This is a genomic window from Bacillus sp. AFS031507 (genome assembly GCF_002584635.1).
Classification (GTDB): Bacteria; Bacillota; Bacilli; order Bacillales; family Cytobacillaceae; genus Neobacillus.
The window spans coordinates 1-2,717 of the sequence record NZ_NUOW01000069.1; the positions used below are offsets into that span (position 1 = coordinate 1).

Annotated in this window: 1 protein-coding gene; it reads left to right on the forward strand. The window is 36.6% G+C overall.

Translation table 11 applies throughout. From position 1 onward, the window contains the following. The first annotated feature begins 758 nt into the window (after window positions 1–758). Entirely contained in the window at window positions 759–2,570 is a 1,812-nt protein-coding gene (gene ltrA, locus COE25_RS28935; RefSeq protein WP_098935111.1) for a group II intron reverse transcriptase/maturase, read from the forward strand. The last annotated feature ends 147 nt before the right edge of the window (window positions 2,571–2,717 follow it).

Genomic DNA, 2,717 nt, shown 5'->3' on the forward strand with positions numbered 1-2,717 from the left:
GTGCGAAATGTTCCTGGTTTAAATTGAGATTGGTTACAATCTTCAGGTAAAGGTCAGGCAGTTCCTGTCGGAACTGAAGGGTTATATCGAAGAATCAAATGATGGGGTAACGCCCTGAAGGGTTCTCTCTTAGCCGAATAGCATTGGATTTAGTAAGAATGATAGTGTTATAAGCTCGGTGAAAAGGCGTGAGAAACTACCGTAGCAGTTTTGCTGCCGAAACCCTACTCGAGGGAGTGGTGTAGTTCATGATGCTTGAGTTGAATGAATATGGTGAGGATGCAAATACACCTAAAAGAAAAAGGTAAAGCTGACGAACTTCTGAATGTACGGGTCTATACGCACAATACATAGAAATGTGTATATCACCAAAATTGTGAGGTTAGCCGTGGGTGAGTAAGAATAACTAATATAAAAATCCATGATACGTTACAGGCGTATGAGTGTTAACGGGCTTACAGGAAGCACCTAAGTTCATTCTATAATAGATATAACTCAACATTGTAAGCTGATAACGTGGAGGGCTTACTCCCATTGAACCGTTGACAAGGAAAGCAATAATGATACTAGTTACTGTATAACTTGCCTTTATATCAGTGAAAGTAGTGGCACAGTACCAATGAAATGTCTAATCAACATGGAGGGATAGCCACTAGACTAATGAAGAATCATTCAACCATGTAAGGCAGATTTTTAACGATTAATAAGGTTCTTGTGAGACTAAAAGAGGTTTAACTCCGAAAGGAGTCGCCGACTTATTGAAGCGGAAGAAACTGAGGCACAATGAGTATTACAACTTACAGGAGTGCTTTGACGCTCTATATGCTCAAAGTGTCAGTGGTAAAAAGTTTTATGGATTAATAGAATTGATGAGTTCTAATGAAAATATTCGTCTTGCCTACCGCAATATCAAAAGAAATACAGGTAGTAAAACGGCAGGTACAGATAATCTTACGATTAAAGATATTTGTCATTTATCGGTGGAAGATGTGATAAACACGGTTCAAACCATGTTCAAAAGCTACAAACCTCAAATGGTTAGACGAGTGTTTATTGACAAAGGGAATGGAAAACTTAGACCTTTAGGGATTCCAACCATCTGGGATAGAATTTTCCAACAGTGTATTCTACAAGTATTGGAGCCCATTTGCGAAGCTAAATTCCATAAACATAGCTATGGATTCCGACCAAATAGAAGCACTCATCATGCCAAAGCAAGGTTCGAATTCCTTGTCAATCAAGTTGGGCTTCATCATTGTGTGGATGTCGATATAAAAGGTTTCTTTGATAATGTTAATCACGGAAAACATTTGAAACAGCTTTGGTCATTGGGGATTAGGGATAAGGTATTACTCTCTATTATCTCAAGATTATTAAAAGCAGAGATTGATGGCGAAGGAATACCAGTTAAAGGAACACCACAAGGTGGTATTTTATCACCCTTATTATCAAATGTCGTTCTCAATGAACTTGATTGGTGGATAAGTAATCAGTGGGAAACATTCGAAAGCAACTTTAAATATAAGACCAGTGGAATAAAGTATCAAGCACTTAAAAAATCTGGATTAAAAGAATGCTTTATCGTCCGCTATGCGGACGATTTTAAGGTTTTGTGCAGAACTCGTTCTCAAGCTATTAGAATGAACTATGCCATAAAAGACTTTTTGAAAACAAGATTACACCTTGAAACCAGCGATGAAAAATCAAGGGTAATTAACCTAAAGAAAAACTCTTCCGAGTTTCTTGGTTTCACCTTTAAAGTAGTTGCGAAAGGAAAAACTAGGTTTGGTCATGTAGTCCATTCTCACATGTCTAGAAAAGCAAAGGCAAATGCCTCCATTAAGATTAAAGAGGCTATTAAAGCCATCCAGAAGAATCCTTGCACAAAAACGGTCTGGCATTTTAACACAGTTGTAATGGGAATCCAAAATTACTATTCAGCAGCCACCCAAATTACTACAAATCTTAATAGGTTAAACTTCTATCTAAGAAAAACACTGTATAATCGTTTAAAGATTTTTAGAACAGATGCGAACTTTCATGAGATGACAACGACTCTACAAAAAAGGTACAAAGGTTACAGATCGAAACTTTATAAAATACAAAGTATGGTATTTGTACCCATTTATGCCCAAAAGCATAAAACAAACTTATGCTTTTCGCAGGAAACATGTAATTACACTGCCGAAGGTAGAGATAAAATCCACAAAAGTCTAAAGGCTGTAAACAAAAGGGTTTTATTTTCAATCATGAAAAACTATATTCCAAATCGGTCAATTGAATATAATGACAATCGAATAAGTAAGTTTATTGCTCAATACGGTAAATGTGCGGTAACAGGAGTTGAGCTTGAAATCAGTGACTGGCACTGCCATCACAAGAATCCGTATCATCTATCAAAAGATGATACATTTTCAAACCTAGTAATACTTCATGAAACTGTTCATCGACTAGTCCATCTCAAGGATAGTGAAAAGATACAGAAATTACTCAAAGTCTCAAAACTTACCAAAAAGCAAAAAGAAAAACTAAACGAATTTCGATTACAATGTAAAAACGAAGCCATATGATTTCGGAAGAAAGCAACATCAATCTAAACAAATACATAGAATTGAATGAATTGGATTAGTTGGAACGCCGTATGCGGTGAAAGTCGCATGTACGGTGTGAACAGGGGGAAAAGGTAGCGATAACTTCAAAGCCTTACCTATCTGTAT